Below are 23,565 nucleotides of genomic sequence, written 5' to 3'. Positions count from 1 at the left end.
CCGGTGCAGCAAGGCCCTGCGCAGCCGGCGACCCGCGCCGCAGCGCCGCGTTCAATCGCGGCGCGGTTCGGCGCCGCGCACCTCGCGCGCCTCGACGTCGATCACCTCGCCGTTGCGTCGCGGCGGCATGTCGGGGCGGTCGCCGACGCCGGCCGGCGTGCGCCAGCGTCCGCGCGCGAAGCGCATCACGGCCGGGCGGCGCCCGGTGAACAGCGCCCACAGCAGCACCCCGATCGACGCGATCAGTCCGGCCAGCAACGCCGCAGCGAAGAACAGCGCGCCGGCGATGGCGAGCAGCACGCGCAGCAGCAGCCCCGCGGCGGCGGTCAGCGCGCGCGACACGGCACCGGGCCGCTCGGAGGTGGTGGTCATCGTGGTGGTTCGAGGCCCGGCGGCGTCGCGGGTTCCGCTTGGTGAAGTGCAAGCATGCGCAGTGGCGCCCAGTATCGGCGAAATCAGTGCCCGGCGGCCGGCGCCTCCTCGGGCAGCTTCAGGCCGACGCGCGCGATGCGCGCGCCGTCGAGCGCGCGCACGCTGAACTGCGCGCCGGCCCACTCGGTGGTGTCGCCGACCACCGGCGGGCGCCCCAGACGCCAGCCCAGCCAGCCGGCGAGGTCGCGCGGCCCCTCTGCGGGCAGCGGCAGGCCGTAGAAGCTGCACAGGTCCGCCAGCGGCGTGCCGCCGTCGAGCACGAAGTCGCCGAACAGCGCGCGGTGCGCGGGCTCGTCCTCGACGTCGGGCAGGTTGACCCCGAAGCGCTGCGCGGCCCAGCGCATCGTCGTGCCCTGCAGCAGCAGCGACGCGAGCACCGCGACGAAGGCGACGTCGAACAGCAGCCTCGCGTCGGGCACGCCGTAGGCGATCGGGAACACCGCCAGCACGATCGGCACCGCACCGCGCAGTCCGACCCAGCTGATGAACGCGATCTCGCTGCGCGTGAAACGCAGCGGCGCCAGGCACAGCCACACCGCGAACGGCCGGGCGACGAGCATCAGTGCCGCGGCCACGCCGAGCGCCGGCAACAGGTTGTCGACCATGCGCGACGGCGTCACCAGCATTCCCAGCAGCAGGAACATGCCCGCCTGCGCGAGCCAGGCGTAGCCGTCCATCGCCGCCAGCGCGCCGAGCACGACACGCTCGGCACGGTGGCGCACGACCATGCCGTACAAGTACACCGCGAGGATGCCCGAGCCGCCGGCCAGGCTCGCGCCGCCGAACACCGCGACCCCCGACGACAGCAGCAGCAGCGCACCCAGCGCCTCGTACTCGTCGCCCAGGCGCAAGCGTCTCAGCAACGCGCCGACCAGCCACCCGCCGGCCAGCCCCACGACCAGCCCCCAGCCGGCTTGGCTGAAGAACATCACCAGCAGCGCCCAGCCGTCCAGCGGCTGCGGCGCGGTGATCCAGGTGATCAGCATCACCGTGAGAAACACCGCCATCGGGTCGTTGATGCCCGACTCGATCTCCAGCGTGGTGGCCATGCGCTCGTTCAGGCGCAGCTGGCTGGTGCGCATCAGCGAGAACACCGCGGCGGCGTCGGTCGAGCCGACGATCGCGCCGGCGAGCATCCCGAGCCGCCACTCGATGCCCAGCAGCAGCGCCGCGGCCGCGCCGGTGATCGCCGCGGTCACGACGACGCCGATCGTGGCCAGCCCCAGCGCCGGTCGCAGCCCGGTGCGGAAGGTGCTGAACGCGGTGCGCAACCCGCCGTCGAGCAGGATCACCGCGAGCGCCGCGTTGCCGACCCAGAACGCGGCGCGATAGTCGCTGAACTCGACGCCGCCGGGGCCGTCCTCGCCGACGAGCATGCCGGCGACGAGGAACACGAGCAGGAACGAGAACCCTGCGCGCGCCGAGAACAGGCCGGTGAGCACGCTGACGAAGACCAGCGTGCCGGCGGCGAGCAGCGCGACGTTCAGCAGGTCCATGCGCGCACGTTACCAGTGCACCCCGGCGCCGACGATCCAGCCCTCGACCGGGTCGACGTCCTCGGGCAGCCCCCAGCGCGGCCGGCGCGACGCCCAGGCGGCCTGCGCCAGGCACAGCAGCGCGTCGATGCGGTCGCCCGACGCGTCGGCGGCCAGCGCGTCGCGCTGCGCGTGGCCGAGCTTGACGCGCAGACCCAGCGGCGAGCGGCCCTGCTCGAGCGCGTCGACGATCTGCCGGCGCGCGATCAGCGTCGCCGCATCGTCGTGGTTCTTGTAGCGCTGGCGCCCGAGCAGCGCGTGCGCCAGCCAGCCCGGGTAGCCCTCGAGCGCGACGCGACGCACGTCGCCGTCGTGCAGCGCGGGGATCGAGGCACCGGACGCGACCAGCCGCGCGAATCCCTCGTAGTACATGAAGCCCACCGGCACGTAGCGGGTCTGCAGCGGGCTGGTCGACGCGACGCCGGTGAACGCGGTGTCGGTGCGCCGGTGCGGCAGCCGCTGGCCGGGCGGGCGGGCACGACCCCAGTCGTCGATCAGCGCGCGCAGCGCCATGCGCGTCGGGCAGCGCCGGTGCAGTTCGGCCACCACCTCGGCAGCGCCGGCGCCCAGGCGCTGCGCGTCGACGAAGGCCCGGGGCAGCCCGAACGGAAAGTCGAACGCGCCGACCCATGGTCCCGGCTCGGCGAGCAGCGCCTCGAACGCCTGCAGCGTGTCCAGCGTTTGCAGTGCGCACAGGCGCAGCACGTCGCCGGCCCACTCGCCGTGCGCGACGACGATCGGCTTGCGTCGCGCCGGCGTGCAGCTGAAGTCGACGCCGATCAGCGCGGCGTGCGGCGGTGTGCTCATGCGCCGATTGTCGGCGCCGGCGCTTCAGCCGACCGCCAGCACGACCACCCCGCCGGCGATGCACGCCGCGCCGAGCAGGCGCAGCGCGCGGTCGCCCTCGCCGAGCAGCCGGCCGCCGAGCAGCGCGGCCACCAGCATCGACACCTCGCGCGCCGGCGCGACGTGCGACAGCGGCGCCAGCGTCACCGCGTACAGCACCAGGATGTACGCCGCCGGGCTGAGCAGCGCGACCACCAGTGCCGCCCGCCAGTGGCGGCGCAGCGCGTCGCCGAGGCCGGCGCGGTCGCGCCAGAACATCGGCAGCATCATCGGCACGCGCAGCACGTTGCACAGGTAGTCGTGGATCAGCGGGCCGATCAGCAGCACCTTCACCGCGTAGGCGTCGACCACCGAATACGCGGCGATGCACACGCCGGTCACCAGGCCCCAGCGCACCCCGGCGGCCACGCGGGCGCGCCGCGCCGCGTCATGCGCGCGCCGCCACGGCGCCGCAGCGCCTGCGATCAGCACCACCCCCGCGGCCACCGCGACCGCGCCGACGCCCGCCGCCACGCTGGCCGGCTCGCCGAGCAGCAGCACCGCCGCGGCCGCGGTGATCAGCGGCCCCGACCCGCGCGCCACCGGGTAGACCACCGTCAGGTCGCCGACGCGGTAGCCCTTGAGCAGCGCGCTGAAGTACGCCAGGTGCAGCGCCGCGCTGGCGGCGATCACCGCCCAAGGCTGCCAGCCCCAGCGCGGCACCTCGTGCCAGCCGGCCCACAGCGCGGCCGGTGCCCACAGCACCGCGACCATCGCCCCCGACAGCAGCGGCAGCCGCGCGTCGCCGCCGGCGCGCTTGGCGGCGATGTTCCACAGCGCGTGCAGCAGTGCGGCGGCGACGACGAGTGCAAGCGCGGCGGCGGGCATCGCCCGATTGTGGTCGGCACGCGACTACCATCGCGTCGATGACGACGAACCCGGTGCTGGTCGAGGTGCTGCGCGGCAACCACGTCGAGTCGTGGCACCGCGGTGCGGTGGCGGTGGTCGACGCCGACGGCAGGCTCGTCGCCGCGCTCGGCGACGTCGACCGGCCGGTGTTTGCGCGCTCGGCGGTCAAGCCGCTGCAGGCGTTGCCGCTGGTGGCCGGCGGCGCGGCCGAGCGCTTCGGCCTCGGCGACGACGAACTGGCGCTGGCGTGCGCGTCGCACAACGGCGAGCCGGTGCACGTGCGCACCGCCCGGTCGATGCTCGCGAAGGCCGGGCTCGACGCCGACGTGCTCGAGTGCGGCGTGCACTGGCCGTACCACGAAGCCGCCCAGCGAGCACTGGCGGCGGCCGGCGAGCGGCCCGACGCGTTGCACAACAACTGCTCGGGCAAGCACGCCGGATTCGCCTGCGTCGGCTGCCTGCTCGCGGCGGCGCGCGGCGAAGAACCGCGCGGCTTCCTGCGCGGCTACGTGCGTGCCGATCACCCGGTGATGCAGGAGGTCACCGCCGCGCTGCAGGCGACCACCGGGTTCGATCCGGCCACGGCGCCCATGGGCATCGACGGCTGCGCGATCCCGACCTGGGGCATCGCGCCGCGTGCCTTGGCGCTGGGCTTCGCGCGCCTGGCCACCGGCCGCGGGATCGACGCGCCGTACGCACGCGCGGCGCGCCGGCTGCGCGCCGCGATGGCCGCCGCGCCGTACCTGGTCGGCGGCGCCGAGCGTTTCGATACCCAGGTCATGCAGCGCCTGGGCGAGCGCGTGTGCTGCAAGGCCGGCGCCGAGGGCGTGCACTGCGCCGCGCTGCCGACGCTCGGGCTGGGCGTGGCCGTCAAGGTCGACGACGGCGCCACGCGCGCCGCGTCGGCGGCGATGGCCGCCACCGTCGCCGCGTGGCTCGAGCTCGACGCCGACGAACGCGGCTTCGTCGACGCGCTGGCCGCAGCGCCGGTCACGAACCGCCACGGCGCCGTCGTGGGCCGGCTGCGCGTCGTCGCGACGCCGACGCGAGCGCGCTGACGGCGCGTTCAGCCTGCCGCCGCGGGCAGCGGCGTCGGCGCCTGCGCGACGCGCTGCCAGTGCACCGCGGCCTGCGGCAGCAGCCACTGCACGCCGTAGCGCATGCGCGCGACCTTCGCCGCCGCCCAGCCGGCGTCGGCGTCGTGCGCCGCCGCGCGCGCGCTGGCGGCGAAGGCCCAGGCCATCAACGTGTGCGCCAGCCCCGCCAGCACGTCGTCGGCCACGCGCAGCGGCGCCTCGGGGTCGGTCGCCACGGCGCGCTGCAGCGCCGCGAAGCCGTCGCGCGCCGCGCCGGTGTGCTGCCGCAGCGCGTCGGCGAACCCGGCGAGCGCCGGATCGGCGGCGCAGCGTGCGGCCTCGGCGTCGTGGTCGTCGAGCAGCGCCGCCAGTGTCGCGCCGCCGTCGGCCAGCAGCTTGCGCTGCACCAGGTCGATGGCCTGGATCTCGTTGGTGCCCTCGTAGACCATCGCGATGCGCGCGTCGCGCAGCGTCTGCTCGACGCCGACCTCGCGCACGTAGCCGTAGCCGCCGAACACCTGCAGCGCGGCGCTCGCACCATGAAAGCCGTGGTGCGTGCACCAGGCCTTGACCACCGGCGTCAGCAGCGCCGCAAGCCGGCCGGCGCGCTCGCGCCGTGCCGCGTCGGCAAGGTGCGCGGCCTCGTCGAGCGCCAGCGCGGCACGGTAGGCAATCACCCGCAGCGCCTCGGCGAGCACCCGCAGCCGCAGCAGCGCATGGCGCACCGCCGGGTGTTCGGCGATCGGGCGGCCGAACTGCACGCGCTCGGCGGCGTGGCGCCGCGCGTTCTGCGCCGCCATCTCCAGGTGGCCCAGCCCCTGCAGCCCCACGTGCAGGCGCGCCGAGTTCATCATCAGGAACATCGCCGCCAGCCCGCGGTGCGGCTCGCCGACGAGCCAGCCGGTGGCGCCTTCGTAGCGCATCGCGCAGGTCGCGCTGCCGTGAATGCCCATCTTGCGCTCGAGACCGTCGCAGTGCATCGCGTTGCGCGCGCCGTCGGGCAGCACCTTCGGCACCAGCGCCAGCGACAGGCCCCTGCTGCCCGGCGGCGAGTCGGGCAGCCGGCACAGCACCAGATGCACGATGTTGTCGGTCAGGTCGTGGTCGCCGCCGCTGATGAAGACCTTCTGCCCGGTCACGCGCACGCTGCCGTCGGACTGCGGCTCGGCCCGCGTGCGCAGCGCGCCGAGGTCGCTGCCGGCCTGCGGCTCGGTCAGCGCCATCGCCGCCAGCCACTCGCCGCTGGCGATCATCGGCAGGTATCGCGCCTTGAGCTCGTCGCCGGCGTGCGCGGCGAGGGTCTCGTAGGCGCCGTGCAGCAGGTCGGGGTACATGTTCCACGCGTGGTTGCACGCGTCGAGCATCTCGCGCACCGCCGCGTCGAGCAGCAGCGGCAGCCCCTGCCCGCCCCACTTCGGCGCGCACGGCAACGCCGGCCAGCCGCCGTCGACGAACGCGCGGTAGGCCTCGCGGAAACCCGCCGGCGTGCGCACCGCGCCGTCGGCGCCGCGCGTGCATCCCTCGACGTCGCCGTGTGCGTTCAGCGGCAGCAGCACCTCGCGCGCGAAACGGGCCGCCTCGTCGAGCACTGCGGCGGCGGTCTCGGCGTCGACATCGACGAACGCCGTGCAAGCGCGCCACGACGACGGTGCGTCGAGCACGCGCTCGATGACGAAGCGCATCTCGCGCAGCGGTGCGTGGTAGTCGTAGGGCATCGCCGTGGCTCCGGTGGGTTCAGTCAACCGTCGTGCACGGTCCGCCGGGCGAGGTCGTCGGTCGGTGGCGGTGCCGCGGCGACGGTCGCCGGGCGCACCGCGCCTTGCAGCCTCCTGAGGCGATCAGGCCCGCAGCGCCTTCGGTGCCTCCCCGTCGAGCGACGGCCGAGGGCGCTGCGCAGGGATCCCTTCCGTTGCCCATGGCGTGCCGGCGGCGCTCCGACCGAACCACTGCAACGCTGCGAGCGGCCGCCACGCATCCGGCTTCGCCGGTGCGCTGGCGGCCCCCCTTCGAGGGGGAGGCGCCGAAGGCGCTGCGGGGGTGGTCCACCTCACGCGTCGGTCTTGCTGCCCAGGTACGTCTCGATGACACGCGGGTCGCCGGCCAGCGCGTCGGCCGGCCCGTCGAGCACGATCTCGCCGGTCTCGAGCACGTAGCCGTGGTCGGCCACCTGCAGCGCGGCGCGCGCGTTCTGCTCGACGAGCAGGATCGACACGCCCTGCGCACGCAGGCGCCCGATGGTGGCGAAGATGTCGCGCACGATCAGCGGCGCCAGCCCCAGGCTGGGCTCGTCGAGCATCAGCAGCTGCGGGCCGCTCATCAGCGCGCGGCCGACGGCGAGCATCTGCCGCTCGCCGCCCGACAGCGTGCCGGCAAGCTGCGTGCGCCGCTCCTTCAGGCGCGGGAACAGGTCGTAGACGCGCTCGAGCGCGCCGCGCCAGTTCGGCACGCGCTGCTTCATCGCGCGGTAGCCACCGAGCAGCAGGTTGTCCTCGACCGGCATCGTGCCGAACAGCTCGCGCCGCTCGGGCACCAGCGCGATGCCCAGCATCACGCGTTCCTCGAGGCCGGCCTCGGCGAGGTCGCGGCCGTCGAAGCGCACCGAACCGCGCGACGGCAGCACGCCCATCAGCGCGTTGAGCAGCGTGCTCTTGCCGGCGCCGTTGGGCCCGATCACGGTGACGACCCGCCCCTTGTCCAGGCGCAGCGCGAGGCCGGTCAGCACCTCGGCGCGGCCGTAGCCGGCGTGCAGGTCGGCGACTTCGAGCAGCGGCGCGGTCATCGCCGTCAGTGCTCGGTGCCGAGGTACGCGGCGCGCACCTCGGGGCTGGCCTGCACCTCGGCCGGCGTGCCTTCGATCAGCCGGGTGCCGAACTCCATCACGACGATGCGGTCGGTGAGCTTCATCACGAAGTCCATGTCGTGCTCGACGAGCAGGATCGACAGCCCCTCGGCCTTGAGCTGGCGCAGCACGTCGCCCAGCGCCTGCTTCTCCTTGTGGCGCAGCCCGGCGGCGGGTTCGTCGAGCAGCAGCAGCGCCGGGTCGGTGGCCAGCGCGCGTGCGATCTCGACCAGCCGCTGCGGCCCCAGCGCCAGGTTGCCGGCCAGCTCGTGCATCTTGTCGGCCAGCCCGATGCGCGCCAGCTGCTTCTCGGCCTCGGCGAACAGCTGGCGCTCCTCGGCGCGGTCCAGGCGCAGCACCGCGCCGAGCGCGCCCCGGCGAGAGCGCAGGTAGCCGCCGAGCGCGACGTTCTCGAGCACCGTCATCTCGGGCACCAGCTTGACGTGCTGGAACGTGCGCGAGACGCCGCGGCGCGCGATCTCGCGCGACGGCAGCCCGTGCACCGGCCGGCCGCGCCAGCGCACCTCGCCGCCGGACAGCGGCAGCACGCCGGTGATCAGGTTGAAGGTGGTCGACTTCCCGGCGCCGTTCGGCCCGATCAGGCCGACGAGGTCACCGGCACGAATCGAGAAGCTGACGTCGTTGACCGCGACCAGCCCGCCGAAGACCTTGCGCACGCGGTCGACCTCGAGCAGCAGCTCGCCGCGCGCCGGCTTGTCGCGCGCAGGCAGCGCGGCGGCACCGTCCCAGTCGCGCGGTCGCGCCCCGGCCGGCAGCGCGCGGTCGACGAAGGCCCACAGGCCGTCGGGCGCGTACTTGAGCACGGCCACCAGCACGACGCCGAACACGATGACCTCGAAGTTGCCGCTGGTGCCGATCAGCCGGGGCAGCAGCACCTGCAGCTGGTCCTCGACGACGCGCACCACCGCCGAGCCGAGAAACGCGCCCCAGACATGGCCGACGCCGCCGAGCACCGCCATGAACAGGTACTCGATGCCCTTGGCGATCGAGAACGGCGTCGGGTTCACGGTGCGCTGGAAGTGCGCGAACAACCAGCCCGACAGCGCCGCGAGCAGCGCCGCGACGACGAACGCGAGCAGCTTGTAGCGCAGCGTCGAGATGCCCATCGCCTCGGCCATCGTCGAGCCGCTCTTGAGCGCGCGGATCGCGCGCCCGGTGCGCGAGTCGAGCAACCGCGTCACCGCCAGGGCCGCCAGCAGCGCGATCGCCCAGATCAGCACGTGCAGCCCGCGGCCGGTGCCCAGGTCGACGCCGAACGCCGTGATCGTCGGGATGCCGAGCAGCCCGTCGTACTTGCCCAGCCACTCCATGTTGGCCATCGTGTAGTTCAGGGCCAGCCCCCAGGCGATGGTCGCCAGCGGCAGGTAGTGGCCCGACATGCGCAGCGTGATCGCGCCGACCACCAGCGCCGCCGCGGCGGCGAGCGCGAGCCCGATCCACAGCGTCAGCCACGGCGACACGCCCACCTTGGTCGCAAGGAAGGCCGCGGTGTAGGCGCCGACGCCGACGAACGCCGCCTGGCCGAACGAAGTCAGCCCACCGACGCCGGTGAGCAGCACCAGTCCGAGGGCGACCAGCGCGTACAGCCCGACGTAGTTGCTCTGCGTGATCCAGAAGTCGGGCACCGGCAGCGCCGGCAGCGCCAGCATCAGCACGGCGAATGCCGGGAACGCCCAGCGGCGCAGCGCGGGGTTCATTCGGCTGGCTCTCATGGTCGCAGGCCGGCTCGCCGACGGGTGCGGGCCCGACCGAGCGACCGCCGCGGATCCGGCTCGGCCGGTCCGCTGGCGATGCCGCCGGCGGGGGTGGCGCCGAAAGCGCTTCGCGGGGAAGTCATTGTTCCTCGCCGTGCGGGTCGCGCAGCGAGCGCCACAGCAGCACCGGCAGGACGGCCGCGAACACGATCACCTCCTTGAACGCGCTGGCCCAGAACGCGCCGAAGCTCTCGAGCAGGCCCACGCCGAGCGCGCCGACCAGCGCCAGCGGGTAGCTCGACAGCCCGGCGAACACCGCGGCGACGAAACCCTTCAGGCCGATCAGGAACCCACTGTCGTAGAACACCGTCGTCGTCGGCCCGATCAGCAGCCCCGACAGCGCGCCGATGAACGCCGCCATCGTGAACGACAGCCGCCCCGCGCCGGTGCTCGAGATGCCCATCAGCCGCGCGCCGAGCCGGTTCACCGCGGTCGCGCGCAGCGCCTTGCCGTGCAGCGAGCGCTCGAAGAACAGCCACAGCATCACGATCAGCGCCAGCGTGGCGGCGAAGATGATCAGCGTCTGGCCCGCGACGGTCAGCCCCCCCAGGCTCAGCCGCGTGTCCCAGAAGCTCGGGTTGCGGAAACCCTCGGCGCCGAAGAAGAACAGCCCCAGCCCGACGAGGGCGAAGTGCACGCCCACCGAGACGATCAGCAGCACCAGCACGCTGGCGTCGGCGAGCGACTCGTAGGCCAGCCGGTAGATCAGCGTGCCGAACGGCGTGACCAGCGCCATCGTCAGCGCCGCCTGCGCCAGCAGCGGCCAGCCCTGCGGCGCGGCCCACAGCGCGAACAGCGAGACCGCCACCGGGTAGGCCACCGTGCGCGCGACACGCCGCGCGATCCGTGCGGCGCCGCGGCGGTGGCGCAGGCCGTCGACGACATCGCCGACCGCCACCGCCGCGGTGAGCACGAGCAGGAACCACACCGTGCCCGGCACCTTGCCGCTTTGCAGCAACGCCAGCGTCAGCGCGCCGAACGCGACGAACTCGCCCTGCGGGATGAAGATCACCCGCGTGACCGCGAACACCAGCACGGTGGCCAGCGCCAGCAGCGCGTAGATCGCGCCGTTGGTCAGCCCGTCGAGGGCGAGGATGCCGGCGATCGTCAGGTCCATGGTGTGGTGCGTCGGCGCCCGACGGTGCGTCCTGCGGCCGGGGCCCCGCTGCCGCGGGGCCCCTCGGCGCGGGGGCGCCAGGTCAGCCGGCGACGGCGGTGGCTCGCCCCGCGGCGATTCACTTCTCGACGACGAACTTGCCGTCGACGACCTTCAGCATCACCCCGGTCTCGTTGGTGTAGCCCCAGTGGTCCTGCGCGGTCCAGTTCATCACGCCGTGCGAGAACACGGTGCGGCCCATCGTCTCCATCGCCTCGCGCAGCGCGGCGCGGAACTCGGCGGTGCCGGGCTTGGCCTTCTTCAGCGCCATCGGGATGACCTTCTCGAGCACCAGGCGCGCGTCGTACGAGTGGCCGGCGAACTGGTTCGCCGAGCCGACGCCGTAGGCCTTCTCGTAGCTGGTGAGGAAGTCGATCGCCGCGGCCTTGCTGGGGTGGTCGTCGGGCAGCTGGGCGCCGACCATCGCCGGGCCGGAGACGACGAACGCACCCTCGACGTCCTTGCCGCCGATGCGCATCAGGTCCATCGTGGCCGCGGCGTGCGTCTGGTAGATCTTGCCCTTGTAGCCGCGCTCGACGACGGCCTTGTGCGGCATCGCCGCGCCCGAACCCGAGGCGACGATGAGCATCGCGTCGGGGTTCGCCGCGGTGAGCTTCAGCGCCTGCGGCGTCACGCTGGTGTCGGTGCGCGCGAAGCGCTCCACGGCGACGACCTTCATGCCCGCCTTCTCGGCCAGCGGCGTCAGCGCCTTGAGCCACAGCTCGCCGTAGACGTCGGTGTAGCCGAGGAAGCCGATGGATTTGATGCCCTGCTTCTTCATGTGCTCGACGACGGCGTAGGCCATCACGTCGTTGCTCTGCGGCAGGCGGAACAGCCACTGGTCCTGCCCCGGCGGGACACCCACCGGCGAGCCCGCGAGCTGCACCGTCTTCGCCTCGGTGGCCACCGGCGTCATCGCCGCGGCCACCGTGGTGATGCAAGATCCGATGATCATGTCGACCTTGTCCTCGGTGACGAAGCGCCGCGCGTTGTTGACGCCCTTGCCGGGGTCGGTGGCGTCGTCGAGGATGATCAGGTTGACCTTCTCGCCGCCGATGGTCTGCGGCCACAGCTTCATCTGGTTTTGCATCGGGATGCCCAGGCCCGAGCCGGGGCCGGTCAGCGACAGGCTGACGCCGATGGTGACGTCGGCCCAGGCCGGCGCGGCGGCGAGCAGCGCGGCCGCCGCCGCGGCGGCCAGGGTCTTGAGCATCGAGCGCTTGGCGGACTTCATCGACGGGTCTCCTCGTGGGTCGGTGGGCAGGGCAGGCACGGCGCCTGCCGGGTGATCGACGGCGATCGCCTCGCCGGGGGCACGCCGGGGCGCGTCGCCGCAGTGGACACGCACCGGGCTCATCTCGCCTCGGTGTTTTCGATCAGCGACGCGACGCCCCGGCCACCGGACGCCGCCGCGCGCGCCGGCGCGGGCGTCGTCGAACGACGGGCAAGGGCCGCGGTTCACGCGGACTTCCCCACCTTGCCGGCGCGCTTGGCGAGGAAGTCGCGCACGCGCTGCTTGGCCGCCTCGTCGCCCTGCGCGATCGCCGACATCAGCGACTCGACGAACAAGCCGTCGGACTGCGCCATGTCGGCGATGCGCGGCAGCGCCTGCGTCACCGCGTAGTTCGACAGCGGCGCGTTGGCCGCGACACGCGCGGCCAGCTCGAGCGCCTTGGCCAGGCCCCGGCCCTCGGCGACCAGGTAGTGGGTCAGCCCGGCGGCCTGGCCCTCGTCGGCGTCGAGCACGCGGCCGGTGAGCATCATGTCGGTCATGCGCGCCACGCCGATCAGCCGCGGGATGCGCGCCGAGCCGCCACCGCCGACGAAGATCCCGCGCTGGCCCTCGGGCAGCGCGTAGAACGCGCTCGGCTCGGCGACGCGCAGGTGCGCGCTGGCCGCCAGCTCGAGTCCGCCCCCGACCACCGCGCCGTGCAGCGCCGCGACCACCGGCACCGGCGCGTACTGGATCTGGTCGAACGCGGCGTGCCACAGCCGCGAGTGCAGCACGCCGTCGGCGACGCTCTGTTCGGTGACCTCCGACAGGTCCAGCCCGGCGCTGAAGTGCGCGCCCTCGCCGCTGATCACCGCCGCGCGTGCGTCGGGCGGCAGGTTGACGAACGCGGTGTGCAGCTGCCGCACCAGCGCCTCGTTGAGCGCGTTGCGCTTGTCGGGGCGGTGCAGGCGCAGGTGCACGACCGGCCCCGCGACCTCGATGCGCAGCAGCGGCAGGCCGGCGAGCACGCCGGTGGCGGGCTGGAAGTGCATGGGACCGGTGTTCACGATGCGGACCTCCCGGCGAGGACGACGCCGGGGCCGCCGGCATACAGCGCCGCGACGTCGGCGGCGCGGCGGCGCAGCACCGCACCCTGGTTGATGTAGCCCTTGTCGGTGATCTCGCCGGCGTCGACGCTCGGCGGCTCGGCGAGCACCAGCGCGCGCGCCGGCACCTGCGACGATCCGCCGCCCTCGGCCTTCAGCGCGCCCAGCGCGGCGGCGATGCGCGTCGCGAGTTCGGCCGGCGGCAGCGTCGCGGCCTGCGGCGTCGGGAACACCAGCACGCCGACCTCGTCGCGGTCGTGCCCGGTGATCACGACGTCCTGCGCCAGCGGCGCCAGCGCCGAAACCACGCGCACGCGCAGCATGCCCACCGAGACCCAGGTGCCGGTGGTCAGCTTGAAGTCCTCGGCGACGCGGCCGTCGAAGACGACGCCGCGCTCCGGGTGCTCGACGTTGGCGAGGTAGCCGGCGTCGCCGATGCAGTAGTAGCCCTCGGCGTCGAAGGCCTGCGCCGTCAGGTGCGGCGCGTCGCGGTAGCCGGGGAACACGCCGACGCCGCGCACGCGCATCTCGAGCTTGCCGCCGTTGGGCACGAACTTCAGCTCCATGCCCGGCAGCACGCCGCCGATGACGCCGGCGCGATCGAGTGCCCAGTGCGCGCTGGTGATCGCCGGCGAGGTCTCGGTCGACCCCCACGATGTGGTCAGCCACACCTCGTCGCCGCGCACGCGCCGCGCCAGCGCCTGCAGCCGGTCCCAGGTGGCCTGCGGCAGCGCCGCGCCGGCGTAGAACACCACGCGCAGGCGCTCGAACACGCGCCGCGCCAGCGCCTCGTCGGCCTCGAGCAGCGGCAGCGCCATGTCGAAGCCACGCGGCACGTTGAACCAGATCGTCGGCTGCACCGCGGCCAGGTTGGCCACCGACTTGTCGATCAGCCCCGGCGCCGGCCGGCCCTCGTCGACGACCAGCGTGCCGCCGTTGCGCAGCACCAGGTGCAGGTTGTGGTTGCCACCGAAGGTGTGGCTCCAGGGCAGCCAGTCGACGACCACCGGCTTCTCGTGCTCGAGGAAGCGCCAGGCCTGCGCGACCATCTGCTGGTTCGCGCACAGCATGCGGTGGGTGTTGATGACCACCTTCGGGTGCCCGGTCGAGCCCGAGGTCAGCAGGTACTTGGCGTGCGTGTCGGGCGTGATCGCGGCAAACGCGTCCATCACCGCCGGGCCCTCGGCGGTGCGCGTCAGGCTGTCGAAGGCGATCGCGCCGGGATAGGCCTCGGCGCCGTGGCTGAACACCGCGACCGCGTGCAGCCCGCTGCTGGCCAGCGCCGGGCCGTAGACCTCGGCGTCGGACGCGTACACCAGCGCCGGCCCCAGCGTGTTGAGGATGCCGTGGATCTTGCTGTGGTCACGGGTCATCCGACTGTAGGCGCTGGAGACGGTGCACACCGCGCGGCCGACGTGCATGCCCGCGAGCAGCAGCAGCAGGTGGTCGATGGCGTTGTCCGACAGCACGACGATCGGCGCCTGCGGCGCGAGCTTCAGCCCGATCAGGCTCTGCGCGATGCGGTCCACCAGCGCGCGCGTCTGGCCCCAGCTGAGGTGGCGCCAGTCGCCTGCGCGCGGGCGCTCGGAGAACGCCGGCGCGTCGGGCGTCTCGGCGGCCCAGCGCTCGAGCCACTCGCCGATGCAGCGCGCGTACGGGCGCAGCGGCTCGGGCGAACGCAGCACGAAGCTGCCGTCGTCGAGCAGCACGCGCACCGCGCGCGGCGGCGCCAGCTGGCGGGCATCGTCGGTCCACTCGAGGGCCATGGTTGTCTCCCAATCCATACACATGTGTATGTGCCGGAGCGCGGATCGTAGTCCACGCTCCATAGCGAATCATTCCGGGATTTCCCGGGTTTCCATACACAAGCGCATGGCATGATGCGGGGACCGCACCGAAACGCCGCGATGCCCCCGCCCGCCCCGCCCCGCCGCGCCGTGCGCCGCGCGCCGCCCGCCGCGACGCCGGCTGCCGCCGACGACCCGGCGCGCACGCCGTTGACGCGCGAGGCCTGGACCGAAGCGGCCACCGAGGTGCTCGTCGACCGCGGCATCGACCACGTGCGCGTCGACGTGCTGTCGCAGCAGCTCGGCGTGACACGCGGCAGCTTCTACTGGCACTTCCGCGACCGCGAGGAGTTGCTGCGCAGCGTGCTGCACGCCTGGCGCGAGCGCGCCACGGAGCAGCTCACGCTGCGGCTGGAGCGCGCGCACAGCGACCCGCGCGAGCAACTGCGCGACGTGATCTCGCTGCCGTTTCGCGGCCGTGCCGCGGCACGCGCGGCGCGCATCGAACTGGCGATCCGCGCCTGGGCGCGGCGCGACGCGATGGCGCGCCAGGCCGTCGACGAGGCCGACGCGGCGCGCATCGGCTACATCGCGCAGGTGTTCTCGTCGCTGGGCTACCCGATCGGCGAGGCGCGCTCGCGCGCGTTCCTGCTCTACGCCTACGTCGTCGGCGAGTCGCTGATGGCCACGCAGGGGCCGGCCGCGCAGCGCGAGTCGCGCAGCCGTTTCGTCGAGCAGCTGATGAACACGCCGCTGGCCGGCTGAGCGACGCCGACAGCGTTCAGAAGATGCCCAGCGCCAGCCCCGAGGCCATCGCCGCGCCGGCTTCGGCGCAGCGCGCCAGGTCGTCGGCGCCGAGGGTTTTCGGCGCCAGGATCGCCTCGGGTGTCTGCGCGCGCGTGCACACGATCAGCGGCGGCGCCACGGCCTTGAGCCGCCAGCCGGTGGCGATGCGCTCGATCTGGCGTGCCGCGGCGCTGCCGTCGCTGCCGGCGCACACCAAGCTGGCGTAGGGACGCCCGTCGATGCGCCCGAGCACCGGGTAGTAGCTGCGGTCGAAGAAGTCCTTCATCAGCCCGGCGATCGCCGCCAGGTTCTCCGGCGTCGCGAACAGGTAGCCGTCGGCGGCGAGCAGGTCCTGCGGCCCGGTGTCGGTGGCGCGCTGCAGCCGCAGCGCCAGCGCCGGCTCGGCGGCGCGCGCGCCGTCGGCGGCCGCCTGCGCCATCTGCGCGGTACCGCCGGTGTGCGTGTGGTAGACGATGAGCAGGCTGCGCGACGTCGACATGGCCACGCTCGAGCATAGCCGCGTGGCCACGCCGCAGGCAGCGGCCGCGGCGACGCAGCGATTAGGCGAATCTGCCCAGTCGGCGGCGCGCCGGCTGCGTACACTGGCCGGTATGGGTCGTTCCACCGCGCCGACGCCGCGCCCGACGCCGCGCCCGACACCACGCAAGGGACCGCGCATCGGTCTGGCCCTGGCGGGCGGCGGCCCGCTGGGCGCGATCTACGAGATCGGCGCGCTGTGCGCGCTCGAGGAGACCCTGGTCGGGCTCGATCTCAACGCGCTCGACGGCTACATCGGTGTGTCGGCCGGGTCGTTCATCGCCGCCGGGCTGGCCAACGGCATCAGCGCGCGGCGCATGTGCCGCGCGTTCATCGAGAACGACCGCGACGCCGGGTTCGAGATCTCGCCGACGGCGTTCATCCACCCGGCCTGGGGTGAGTACCTGCAGCGCCTGGCGTCGGTGCCGACGCTGGTCGCGCAGGCGGGTCTGCGGTACGCGTTCAAGGGCCGCTCGCTGCTGTCGGCCTTCGAGCGCCTGGGGCGCGCATTGCCCACCGGCGTGTTCAGCAACGCGCCGCTGGAGGCGCAGATGCGGCGCGTGTTCGAGGTCGACGGGCGCAGCAACGACTTCAGGCGCTTGCGCCGGCATCTGATCATCGTCGCCACCGACCTCGACAGCGGCGAGTCGGCACCGTTCGGCCTGCCGGGCTGGGACCACGTGCCGATCTCGCAGGCGGTGCGCGCCAGCGCCGCGCTGCCGGGGCTGTTCCCGCCGGTGAAGATCGGACGGCGCCACTACGTCGACGGCGCGCTGAAGAAGACGCTGCACGCGCGCGTGCTGCTCGAGCAGGGCGTCGACCTGTTGCTGTGCCTGAACCCGCTGGTGCCGTTCGATGCCACCCACTCGCCGCAGCACCGGGTGCTGTCCAGCGGCGACGAGCGCATCCCGCACCTGGTCGACGGCGGCCTGCCGGTGGTGCTGAGCCAGACCTTCCGCTCGCTGATCCATTCGCGCCTCGAACTGGGCATGAAGGGCTACGAGACCAGCCACCCCGACACCGACATCGTGCTGTTCGAGCCCGACCAGCGCGACCCCGAGCTGTTCCTCGCCAACATCTTCAGTTACTCGCAGCGCCGCGTGGTGGCCGAGCACGCCTACCAGCAGACGCGCGCCGACCTGCGCTCGCGCCGCAGCACGCTGGGCACCGTGCTCGCGCGCCACGGTGTGAGCATCGATCACGCGGTGCTCGACGACCCGTCGCGCCGGCTGGTCAGCCGCCGCCTGCCGCCGCGCACCCGCGGCGCGCGCGCGCTCAAGCGCCTCGAGGAGGTGCTCAACGACCTCGAACGTGCGCTGCCCGCGGCGCCCGCGGGCCGGCACGCCTGAGACGCGCCGGCGCCCGGGCGCCTGCACGACGCATCGATCGCCTGCGTCAGCCCAGGTAGCGCGCCTCGAGGTGCGCGCGGAAGTGCGCCGGGTTCAGCGGTTCGCCGCTGGCGCGGCGCGCCAGTTCGTCGGTCGGCCAGCGGCTGCCCTGTGACCAGACGTTCTCGTGCAGCCAGTCGAACACCGGCCGCAGGTCGCCCTCGGCGATGCGCGCGTCGAGCGCGGGCAACACGCGGCGCATCGCGGCGAACCACTGCGCCGCGTACATCGCGCCCAGCGTGTAGCAGGGGAAGTAGCCGAACAGGCCCTCGGGCCAGTGCACGTCCTGCATCGGGCCATCGCGATAGTTGCCACGCGTGTCGACACCCAGCAGTTCCATCATCTTCGCGTCCCACAGCGCCGGAATGTCGTCGGCCTCGATCTCGCCTTCGATCAGCGCGCGCTCGATCTCGTAGCGCACGATGACGTGCGCCGGGTAGGTGACCTCGTCGGCGTCGACGCGGATCAGGCCCGGCTTCACGCGTGTCATCAGCCGCTGCAGGTTGCCTGGCTCGAACGCGGCCTGGTCGCCGAAGGCCTCGGCCAGCAGCGGCGCGAGCTGGCGCACGAAGCCCGGGTGCGCGCCGAGCTGCATCTCGAAGGCCAGCGACTGGCTCTCGTGGATCGCCATCGAGCGCGCCTGCGCCAGCGGCTGGCCCAGCCAGTCGCGCGGCAGGTTCTGCTCGTAGCGGCCGTGCCCGGTCTCGTGGATCGTGCCGAGCAGGCTGCCGAGGAAGTCGTGCTCGGCGAAGCGGGTGGTCATGCGCACGTCCTCGGGCACGCCGCCGCAGAACGGGTGCGCCGAGACGTCGAGCCGGCCGGCGCCGAAGTCGAAGCCGAGCAGGCGCATCGTGCGCTCGCACAGGCGGCGCTGCGCGTCGACGGGGAACGGTCCGGCCGGCGTGTGCAGCGGCTCGCGCGACTGGCGGTCGAGCACGCGCTGCACCAGCGATGGCAGCCACCGGCGCAGGTCGCCGAACACGCGGTCGATCTCGGTGCTGGTCATGCCCGGCTCGAAGCGGTCCATCAGCGCGTCGTAGCGCGCCAGCCCGCTGCGGTCGGCCAGATGCGCCGCCTCCTCGCGCGCGATCGCCACCATCTCGCGCAGGTTGGGCAGGAAGCCGGCCCAGTCGTTGGCGGCGCGCTGTGTGCGCCACGCGTGCTCGCTGCGCGAGGCGGCCAGTTGCGCGCGCTGCACCAGCGACTCGGGCAGCGCCGTGGCCAGCCGGTACGCGCGCTGCATCTCACGCAGGTTCGCGCGCTGCGCGTCGTCGAGCGGCTCGTCGCCGGCACGCCGCAGCTGCTCGGCCAGCGCCGGATCGGTGCGCAGGCGGTGCAGCAGCGCGGCCATCTCGGCCAATGCCGCACCGCGGGCCTCGGCGGCCTTCGGCGGCATGTTCGCAGCCTGGTCCCAGTGCGCGACCGCCGCGAGGTGATCGAGGCGGTGCAACCTGCCGTGGTGCGCCGCGAGCGCGTCGTAGGCGGGGGTCGTGGAGGGGGTAGACATCGTGCTGGGGTTCCTCGGCGCCGCCGTCGCGCCCGACCGAAGCGACAACCATTGTGGCCGTCGCCGCACGCCATCGGCGCGGCGCCGGTCCACCCCCGTTGGGGGGATGCCCTCAGCCCGGTACGTAGGCCCCGGGCGCGGCCCAGTACGCGGCACCGACGTACACCAGGTAGCGTGCGAACTTGCCGATCGCCATGTAGGCCAGGCACGGCCAGAACGCGAGCCGCAGCCAGCCGGCGACGGCGCAGATCGGGTCGCCGACGAACGGCAGCCACGACAGCAGGCACGCCGGCGGGCCCCAGCGCTGCAGCCAGGCCAGCGCGCGGGCGTCGCGCGGCTCGCGGTGCCGCACCTTCTCGTAGGCGCGCTCGGCGCCGTAGCCCATCCAGTAGCTGATCGCGCCGCCGGCGGTGTTGCCGGCGGTGGCCACCAGCAGCGCCGGCCAGAACAGCTCGGGGCTGAGCTTGACCAGCCCGTACACCGCCGGCACGCTGGCCATCGGCAGCAGCGTGGCCGACAGCAGCGAGACGACGAAGATCGTGCTCAGCCCGTGCTCGGGCAGCGCCAGCCACGCGAGCACGGTGGGCAACCAGTCCTGCATCGCGGCGATTCTCGCCGCCGGGACGCTCCCCACCGGCGGCTATACTTTTGCCTGCTTTTTCAGCACCCGCCTCTTCCACCCCTTCCGCATGAAGATCGGCGCGATCGAACTGCCGAGCGTGATGCACGCCGGCCGCGAGGTGGGGCTGGTCGTCGCGCCGATGGCCGGCGTCACCGACCGGCCGTTTCGCATGCTGTGCCGACGCCTGGGCGCGCACCACGCGGTCAGCGAGATGGTCACCAGCAAGCGCGAGCTGTGGAACAGCCTGAAGACCTCGCGCCGCGCCGACCACGCCGGCGAGCCCGGGCCGGTCGCGGTGCAGATCGCCGGCGTCGACCCGGCCGAGATGGCCGACGCGGCGCGCTACAACGTCGACCGCGGCGCGCAGATCGTCGACATCAACATGGGCTGCCCGGCGAAGAAGGTGTGCAACGTGTGGGCGGGCTCGGCGCTGATGCGCGACGAGGCGCTGGCCGCGCGCATCGTCGACGCGGTGGTGGCGGCCTGCGCGCCGCGCGGCGTGCCGGTGACGCTGAAGATGCGCACCGGCTGGTGCGCGCGCACGCGCAACGCGCTGGCGATCGCGCGACGAGCGCAGGACGCCGGCATCGCGCTGCTGACGGTGCACGGCCGCACGCGCGAGCAGGGCTACGGCGGCAGCGCCGAACACGACACGGTCGCCGCGCTGAAGGCGGCGCTGGCCGTGCCCGTGGTCGCCAACGGCGACATCGACTCGCCCGAGCAGGCGGCCGCGGTGCTGGCGCACACGCGCGCCGACGCGGTGATGATCGGCCGCGCCGCGCTGGGCCGGCCATGGATCTTCGGCGACGTCGCGCACTTCCTGGCCACCGGCACGCACCGCGCGCCGCCCGCGGTCGACGAGGTGCGCCGCTGGCTGCTCGAGCACCTGCAGGACCACTACGCGCTGTACGGCGAGCACACCGGCGTGCGCAGCGCGCGCAAGCACATCGGCTGGGCGCTGCGCGGCCTGCCCGGCGGCGAGGCGTTCCGCCAGCGCATCAACGCCATCGAGACGCCCGATGCGCAGTGGCGCGCCGTCGGCGACTGGTTCGCCGAACTCGCCGCCGTCCACCACCGGCTGCCGGCCCCGGGCGCGGACGCGGCCAACGACGACACCCTCGTGAAACGAGCATGAGCAAGCGAACCCCGCTCGAGACCTGCGTGCGCGACACGCTGGAGCAGTACTTCAAGGACCTGCGCGGCACCGAGCCGCACTCGATGCACGAGATGGTGATGCACGCGGTCGAGCGGCCGCTGCTCGACGTCGTGATGCAGCACGCCGAAGGCAACCAGAGCAAGGCCGCCGAGTGGCTGGGCATCAATCGCAACACGCTGCGGCGCAAGCTGCTCGACCACAAGCTGATCAAGCCATGACCACCGCCCTGATCTCCGTCTCCGACAAGACCGGCGTGGTCGACTTCGCGCGCGCGCTGCACGCGCTCGGCGTCAGGCTGCTGTCCACCGGCGGCACCGCGAAGCTGCTCGCCGACGCCGGCCTGCCGGTGGTCGAGGTCGCCGACCACACCGGATTCCCCGAGATGCTCGACGGGCGCGTGAAGACGCTGCACCCGAAGATCCACGGCGGGCTGCTCGCGCGCCGCGACGTGCCGGCGCACATGGCGGCGCTGGCCGCGCACGGCATCGAGACCATCGACCTGCTCGCCGTCAACCTCTACCCGTTCGAGGCCACCGTCGCGCAACCCGGCTGCACGCTCGACGAGGCGATCGAGAACATCGACATCGGCGGCCCGGCGATGGTGCGCAGCGCGGCGAAGAACTGGAAGGACGTCGCGGTGCTCACCGACGCGTCGCAGTACGAGGGCGTGGTCGCCGAACTGCGGCGCGACGGCCGCGTCGGCGACGCGACGCGCTTCGCGCTGGCGGTGGCGGCGTTCAACCGCATCAGCAACTACGACGCGGCGATCAGCGACCACCTGTCGTCGCTGCAGCCCGACGGCACGCGCAGCGCGTTCCCCGGCCAGAGCAACGGCCGCTTCGTCAAGCTGCAGGACCTGCGCTACGGCGAGAACCCGCACCAGCGCGCCGCGTTCTACCGCGACCTGCACCCGGCGCCCGGATCGCTGGTCACCGCCAAGCAGCTGCAGGGCAAGGAGCTGAGCTACAACAACATCGCCGACGCCGACGCGGCGTGGGAGTGCGTGAAGAGCTTCGACGCGCCGGCGTGCGTGATCGTCAAGCACGCCAACCCCTGCGGCGTGGCCGTCGCCGCCGGCCCGGCCGAGGCCTACGCGAAGGCCTTCCAGACCGACCCGACGAGTGCCTTCGGCGGCATCATCGCCTTCAACCGTCCGCTCGACGGCGAGGGGGCGAAACTCGTCGCCAAGCAGTTTGTCGAGGTGCTGATCGCGCCGGCGTTCAGCGACGAGGCGCGCGCGGTGTTCGCCGCGAAGGCCAACACGCGGCTGCTCGAGATCGCGCTGCCTGCGGGCGGCGACACCGACTGGGCGCGCGGCCGCAACGCGGTCGACGCCAAGCGCGTCGGCTCGGGGCTGCTGCTGCAGACGGCCGACAACCGCGTGGTCGCTCGCGCCGAGCTGAAGGTGGTGACGAAGAAGGCGCCCACTGGGCAGCAGCTCGACGACCTGTTGTTCGCGTGGACGGTGGCCAAGTACGTGAAGAGCAACGCGATCGTCTTCTGCGGCGGCGGCATGACGCTGGGCGTCGGCGCCGGGCAGATGAGCCGCATCGACAGCGCGCGCATCGCGGGCATCAAGGCCGAGAACGCGAAGCTGTCGCTGGCCGGCTCGGCGGTGGCCAGCGACGCGTTCTTCCCGTTTCGCGACGGTCTCGACGTGGTCGTCGACGCCGGCGCGGCGTGCGTGATCCAGCCCGGCGGCAGCGTGCGCGACGACGAGGTGATCGCCGCCGCCGACGAACGCGGCATCGCGATGGTGTTCACCGGGGTGCGGCACTTCCGTCACTGACTCGCGCGGCCCATGGGTGCCCGCCGCACGCTGCTCGTTGCGCTGGCGGTGGGCTGCGCCGCGGTGCTGCTGGTGCTGCGGGCGATCGACGCGCACTTGGTCCACCCGGCGTCGCCGCACGGCGTCTTGTCGCTCGAGTTCTGCGGATTCGCCGACGGTTGCGCCGCGATCCGGGCGCAGTGGGACGAGCGCACGCGCGAGTGGGCGATGCTGTCGCTGGGCGTCGACGCGCTGTTCCTGCTGCTCTACCCGGCGCTGCTGGCCGCCGCGCTGGTCACGCTCGCCGCGCGCGTGCCGCGCGGCTGGCGCGCCGCGGCGCGGCTGATGGCGCTGATGATGCTCGGCGTGGCCGCCGCCGACGCAGCCGAGAACGCCTGGCTCGTGCACACGCTGATACACGCCGACGACGCCGCGGCCGCCGCGAGCGCCTGGCGCGCGGCCGCCGCCGCGACACTCAAGTTCGCCGGCCTGATCGCCGCGCTCGTGCTGGTGGCCGCGCTGCTCGTCGTGCGACGCCGCCCGACCGACCCCCGCTGACCCCCGACAACCTTGAGGAGCCGCGATGCCGTTCCTGCCACCCGACTTCGAGATCCCCGCACCGCCGGCCACCGACGAGTTCGTGCTCACGCCGCTGCGCGTCGACCACCTGGTGCTCGACTACGAGGCCGTGATGTCCAGCCGCGAGCGGCTGTGGACGCTGTTCGGCGCCGGCTGGGGCTGGCCGCGGGCCGACCTGACGCTGATGCAGGACCTGGTCGACCTCGGCTGGCACCAGAAGGAGTTCCAGCTGCGCCGCTCGTTCAACTGGGCCGTGATGAGCCCCGACGGGCGCACGCTGCTGGGCTGCTGCTACCTCGACCCGAGCGAACGCGACGGCTTCGACGCCGAGGCCTGCTACTGGGTGCGCAGCGACCGCGTCGAGGCGGGGCTCGAGCAGCGCGTCGGCGCCACGTTCCGCGACTGGCTCGCCGTGCGCTGGCCGTTCGCACGCGTCGCGTTCCCGGGGCGTGACGACCCCTGGTGAGGCACGGCGGGGGTCAGTCGGCAACCCCCCCGCCGCGCTCCTTCAGCAGCGCCGCGAGGATCGAGCGGGGGCAGCGCGACGCATCCTCGCAGTAGCAGCCCAC

At 73.5% G+C, this 23,565-nt stretch carries 22 protein-coding genes; 8 read left to right on the top strand and 14 right to left on the bottom strand.

Annotated features, from left to right (window positions below; genetic code table 11):
• Window positions 1-51 precede the first annotated feature (51 nt).
• From PKC53_RS02395 to PKC53_RS02380, 4 genes are all read right to left on the bottom strand, one after another.
• On the bottom strand, window positions 52-372 hold the full coding sequence (locus tag PKC53_RS02395) for a hypothetical protein (protein WP_324425918.1): 321 nt from the start codon (window positions 370-372) through the stop codon (window positions 52-54).
• An 83-nt stretch (window positions 373-455) separates the two neighbouring features.
• On the bottom strand, window positions 456-1,928 hold the full coding sequence (locus tag PKC53_RS02390) for a potassium/proton antiporter (protein WP_324425916.1): 1,473 nt from the start codon (window positions 1,926-1,928) through the stop codon (window positions 456-458).
• A 9-nt stretch (window positions 1,929-1,937) separates the two neighbouring features.
• On the bottom strand, window positions 1,938-2,774 hold the full coding sequence (locus PKC53_RS02385; protein WP_324425914.1) for a DUF429 domain-containing protein: 837 nt from the start codon (window positions 2,772-2,774) through the stop codon (window positions 1,938-1,940).
• Between the two features lie 24 nt (window positions 2,775-2,798).
• Window positions 2,799-3,680 carry an EamA family transporter gene (locus tag PKC53_RS02380; RefSeq protein WP_324425912.1) on the bottom strand — a complete coding sequence of 294 codons (882 nt, stop codon included), beginning with the start codon at window positions 3,678-3,680 and terminating at the stop codon, window positions 2,799-2,801.
• 38 nt (window positions 3,681-3,718) lie between these two features.
• Here PKC53_RS02380 and PKC53_RS02375 point away from each other — a divergent pair, with 38 nt between their 5' ends.
• A complete protein-coding gene (locus PKC53_RS02375) occupies window positions 3,719-4,759 on the top strand; it encodes an asparaginase (protein WP_324425910.1) in 1,041 nt (346 codons plus the stop codon).
• 8 nt (window positions 4,760-4,767) lie between these two features.
• Here the strand turns inward: PKC53_RS02375 and PKC53_RS02370 are convergent, their stop codons facing one another.
• The 7 genes from PKC53_RS02370 to PKC53_RS02340 all read right to left on the bottom strand — a co-directional run bounded on the left by PKC53_RS02370 (window position 4,768) and on the right by PKC53_RS02340 (window position 14,632).
• A complete protein-coding gene (locus tag PKC53_RS02370) occupies window positions 4,768-6,492 on the bottom strand; it encodes an acyl-CoA dehydrogenase family protein (protein ID WP_324425908.1) in 1,725 nt (574 codons plus the stop codon).
• A 332-nt stretch (window positions 6,493-6,824) separates the two neighbouring features.
• The gene (locus PKC53_RS02365; protein WP_324425906.1) at window positions 6,825-7,556 is read right to left on the bottom strand and encodes an ABC transporter ATP-binding protein; all 732 of its coding nucleotides are present in this window, start codon (window positions 7,554-7,556) and stop codon (window positions 6,825-6,827) included.
• Between the two features lie 5 nt (window positions 7,557-7,561).
• Window positions 7,562-9,334 carry a branched-chain amino acid ABC transporter ATP-binding protein/permease gene (locus tag PKC53_RS02360; protein ID WP_324425904.1) on the bottom strand — a complete coding sequence of 591 codons (1,773 nt, stop codon included), beginning with the start codon at window positions 9,332-9,334 and terminating at the stop codon, window positions 7,562-7,564.
• 136 nt (window positions 9,335-9,470) lie between these two features.
• A complete protein-coding gene (locus tag PKC53_RS02355) occupies window positions 9,471-10,508 on the bottom strand; it encodes a branched-chain amino acid ABC transporter permease (protein WP_324425902.1) in 1,038 nt (345 codons plus the stop codon).
• A 118-nt stretch (window positions 10,509-10,626) separates the two neighbouring features.
• Window positions 10,627-11,781, bottom strand: coding sequence for an ABC transporter substrate-binding protein (locus PKC53_RS02350; RefSeq protein WP_324425900.1), 1,155 nt, complete (start codon window positions 11,779-11,781; stop codon window positions 10,627-10,629).
• Between the two features lie 224 nt (window positions 11,782-12,005).
• A complete protein-coding gene (locus PKC53_RS02345) occupies window positions 12,006-12,812 on the bottom strand; it encodes a crotonase/enoyl-CoA hydratase family protein (protein WP_324426099.1) in 807 nt (268 codons plus the stop codon).
• Between the two features lie 11 nt (window positions 12,813-12,823).
• A complete protein-coding gene (locus PKC53_RS02340; protein ID WP_324425898.1) occupies window positions 12,824-14,632 on the bottom strand; it encodes a feruloyl-CoA synthase in 1,809 nt (602 codons plus the stop codon).
• Window positions 14,633-14,773: 141 nt separating this feature from the next.
• On the opposite strand from PKC53_RS02340, the gene PKC53_RS02335 reads away from it, so the two are divergent.
• Window positions 14,774-15,418, top strand: coding sequence for a TetR/AcrR family transcriptional regulator (locus PKC53_RS02335; protein WP_324425896.1), 645 nt, complete (start codon window positions 14,774-14,776; stop codon window positions 15,416-15,418).
• A 16-nt stretch (window positions 15,419-15,434) separates the two neighbouring features.
• On the opposite strand, the gene PKC53_RS02330 is transcribed toward PKC53_RS02335, so the two are convergent.
• The gene (locus PKC53_RS02330) at window positions 15,435-15,938 is read right to left on the bottom strand and encodes an NAD(P)H-dependent oxidoreductase (protein ID WP_324425894.1); all 504 of its coding nucleotides are present in this window, start codon (window positions 15,936-15,938) and stop codon (window positions 15,435-15,437) included.
• A 112-nt stretch (window positions 15,939-16,050) separates the two neighbouring features.
• Here PKC53_RS02330 and PKC53_RS02325 point away from each other — a divergent pair, with 112 nt between their 5' ends.
• Window positions 16,051-17,325, top strand: coding sequence for a patatin-like phospholipase family protein (locus PKC53_RS02325; protein ID WP_324425892.1), 1,275 nt, complete (start codon window positions 16,051-16,053; stop codon window positions 17,323-17,325).
• 46 nt (window positions 17,326-17,371) lie between these two features.
• On the opposite strand, the gene PKC53_RS02320 is transcribed toward PKC53_RS02325, so the two are convergent.
• Together PKC53_RS02320 and PKC53_RS02315 are read right to left on the bottom strand one after the other, a co-directional pair.
• Window positions 17,372-18,871 (bottom strand): carboxypeptidase M32, encoded by a 1,500-nt coding sequence (locus PKC53_RS02320; RefSeq protein WP_324425890.1) that lies wholly within the window; start codon window positions 18,869-18,871, stop codon window positions 17,372-17,374.
• Between the two features lie 112 nt (window positions 18,872-18,983).
• Window positions 18,984-19,472 carry a YqaA family protein gene (locus PKC53_RS02315; RefSeq protein ID WP_324425888.1) on the bottom strand — a complete coding sequence of 163 codons (489 nt, stop codon included), beginning with the start codon at window positions 19,470-19,472 and terminating at the stop codon, window positions 18,984-18,986.
• 88 nt (window positions 19,473-19,560) lie between these two features.
• On the opposite strand from PKC53_RS02315, the gene dusB reads away from it, so the two are divergent.
• Genes dusB through PKC53_RS02290 form a run of 5 tightly spaced genes read left to right on the top strand, consistent with a single transcriptional unit; the run spans window position 19,561 to window position 23,462 of the window.
• Entirely contained in the window at window positions 19,561-20,628 is a 1,068-nt protein-coding gene (gene dusB, locus PKC53_RS02310; protein ID WP_324425886.1) for a tRNA dihydrouridine synthase DusB, read from the top strand.
• Window positions 20,625-20,867 carry a Fis family transcriptional regulator gene (locus PKC53_RS02305; RefSeq protein ID WP_324425884.1) on the top strand — a complete coding sequence of 81 codons (243 nt, stop codon included), beginning with the start codon at window positions 20,625-20,627 and terminating at the stop codon, window positions 20,865-20,867. The genes dusB and PKC53_RS02305 overlap by 4 nt, the downstream gene beginning before the upstream one ends.
• Complete coding sequence (purH, locus tag PKC53_RS02300; protein WP_324425882.1) at window positions 20,864-22,438, top strand: bifunctional phosphoribosylaminoimidazolecarboxamide formyltransferase/IMP cyclohydrolase; 1,575 nt, start codon at window positions 20,864-20,866, stop codon at window positions 22,436-22,438. The genes PKC53_RS02305 and purH overlap by 4 nt, the downstream gene beginning before the upstream one ends.
• A 12-nt stretch (window positions 22,439-22,450) precedes the next feature.
• Window positions 22,451-22,975, top strand: coding sequence for a hypothetical protein (locus PKC53_RS02295; protein WP_324425880.1), 525 nt, complete (start codon window positions 22,451-22,453; stop codon window positions 22,973-22,975).
• A gap of 25 nt (window positions 22,976-23,000) precedes the next feature.
• Window positions 23,001-23,462: a GNAT family N-acetyltransferase gene (locus PKC53_RS02290; protein ID WP_324425878.1), complete on the top strand. Its 462-nt coding sequence runs from the start codon at window positions 23,001-23,003 to the stop codon at window positions 23,460-23,462.
• The last annotated feature ends 103 nt before the right edge of the window (window positions 23,463-23,565 follow it).

The sequence above is a fragment of the Azohydromonas sp. genome (assembly GCF_035325925.1).
In the GTDB taxonomy this organism is placed as follows: Bacteria; Pseudomonadota; Gammaproteobacteria; order Burkholderiales; family Burkholderiaceae_C; genus Calidifontimicrobium.
Note: the sequence above shows the minus strand (reverse complement) of the source record. Positions and strands in the feature narration are given on the sequence as shown.

Excerpts from the sequence above, each read along its gene's own strand:
- PKC53_RS02395 (WP_324425918.1), bottom strand. The coding sequence starts at position 372 with ATGACCACCACCTCCGAGCGGCCCGGTGCCGTGTCGCGCGCGCTGACC.
- PKC53_RS02390 (WP_324425916.1), bottom strand. The coding sequence starts at position 1,928 with ATGGACCTGCTGAACGTCGCGCTGCTCGCCGCCGGCACGCTGGTCTTC.
- PKC53_RS02385 (WP_324425914.1), bottom strand. The coding sequence starts at position 2,774 with ATGAGCACACCGCCGCACGCCGCGCTGATCGGCGTCGACTTCAGCTGC.
- PKC53_RS02380 (WP_324425912.1), bottom strand. The coding sequence starts at position 3,680 with ATGCCCGCCGCCGCGCTTGCACTCGTCGTCGCCGCCGCACTGCTGCAC.
- PKC53_RS02375 (WP_324425910.1), top strand. The coding sequence starts at position 3,719 with ATGACGACGAACCCGGTGCTGGTCGAGGTGCTGCGCGGCAACCACGTC.
- PKC53_RS02370 (WP_324425908.1), bottom strand. The coding sequence starts at position 6,492 with ATGCCCTACGACTACCACGCACCGCTGCGCGAGATGCGCTTCGTCATC.
- PKC53_RS02365 (WP_324425906.1), bottom strand. The coding sequence starts at position 7,556 with ATGACCGCGCCGCTGCTCGAAGTCGCCGACCTGCACGCCGGCTACGGC.
- PKC53_RS02360 (WP_324425904.1), bottom strand. The coding sequence starts at position 9,334 with ATGAACCCCGCGCTGCGCCGCTGGGCGTTCCCGGCATTCGCCGTGCTG.
- PKC53_RS02355 (WP_324425902.1), bottom strand. The coding sequence starts at position 10,508 with ATGGACCTGACGATCGCCGGCATCCTCGCCCTCGACGGGCTGACCAAC.
- PKC53_RS02350 (WP_324425900.1), bottom strand. The coding sequence starts at position 11,781 with ATGAAGTCCGCCAAGCGCTCGATGCTCAAGACCCTGGCCGCCGCGGCG.
- PKC53_RS02345 (WP_324426099.1), bottom strand. The coding sequence starts at position 12,812 with ATGCACTTCCAGCCCGCCACCGGCGTGCTCGCCGGCCTGCCGCTGCTG.
- PKC53_RS02340 (WP_324425898.1), bottom strand. The coding sequence starts at position 14,632 with ATGGCCCTCGAGTGGACCGACGATGCCCGCCAGCTGGCGCCGCCGCGC.
- PKC53_RS02335 (WP_324425896.1), top strand. The coding sequence starts at position 14,774 with ATGCCCCCGCCCGCCCCGCCCCGCCGCGCCGTGCGCCGCGCGCCGCCC.
- PKC53_RS02330 (WP_324425894.1), bottom strand. The coding sequence starts at position 15,938 with ATGTCGACGTCGCGCAGCCTGCTCATCGTCTACCACACGCACACCGGC.
- PKC53_RS02325 (WP_324425892.1), top strand. The coding sequence starts at position 16,051 with ATGGGTCGTTCCACCGCGCCGACGCCGCGCCCGACGCCGCGCCCGACA.
- PKC53_RS02320 (WP_324425890.1), bottom strand. The coding sequence starts at position 18,871 with ATGTCTACCCCCTCCACGACCCCCGCCTACGACGCGCTCGCGGCGCAC.
- PKC53_RS02315 (WP_324425888.1), bottom strand. The coding sequence starts at position 19,472 with ATGCAGGACTGGTTGCCCACCGTGCTCGCGTGGCTGGCGCTGCCCGAG.
- dusB (WP_324425886.1), top strand. The coding sequence starts at position 19,561 with ATGAAGATCGGCGCGATCGAACTGCCGAGCGTGATGCACGCCGGCCGC.
- PKC53_RS02305 (WP_324425884.1), top strand. The coding sequence starts at position 20,625 with ATGAGCAAGCGAACCCCGCTCGAGACCTGCGTGCGCGACACGCTGGAG.
- purH (WP_324425882.1), top strand. The coding sequence starts at position 20,864 with ATGACCACCGCCCTGATCTCCGTCTCCGACAAGACCGGCGTGGTCGAC.
- PKC53_RS02295 (WP_324425880.1), top strand. The coding sequence starts at position 22,451 with ATGGGTGCCCGCCGCACGCTGCTCGTTGCGCTGGCGGTGGGCTGCGCC.
- PKC53_RS02290 (WP_324425878.1), top strand. The coding sequence starts at position 23,001 with ATGCCGTTCCTGCCACCCGACTTCGAGATCCCCGCACCGCCGGCCACC.